Source organism: Cobetia sp. SIMBA_158 (assembly GCF_046566945.1).
Classification (GTDB): Bacteria; Pseudomonadota; Gammaproteobacteria; order Pseudomonadales; family Halomonadaceae; genus Cobetia; species Cobetia amphilecti.
On sequence record NZ_JAWJYL010000759.1, the window covers coordinates 1 to 252 of the forward strand.

Genomic DNA, 252 nt, shown 5'->3' on the forward strand with positions numbered 1-252 from the left:
GTGCAAGCTAATATCAAGCGGAGGTTGGCACGTAATGTCTAGTAATAACGAATCAATTGGCAAAACGCTAGCTGTTGTTGTCTCATTATGTTTGGTGTGTGCAGTAATTGTATCGCTAACGTCAGTGCAACTTCGCCCTTTGCAAAAAGCAAACAAAGCAAAAGATATTCAAAGCAATATTTTAGCAGCCGCGGGTATTAGCAAAGTTGATAACGTTGCTGAAACGTTTGAAGCTAAAATCGAAACACGCTT

General features: G+C 40.1%; 1 pseudogene. It reads left to right on the forward strand.

Going from position 1 to position 252, the window contains the following annotated elements:
- Window positions 1-34: 34 nt before the first annotated feature.
- Window positions 35-252: pseudogene (locus R2R70_RS21855) on the forward strand (Na(+)-translocating NADH-quinone reductase subunit C); the annotation flags it as partial.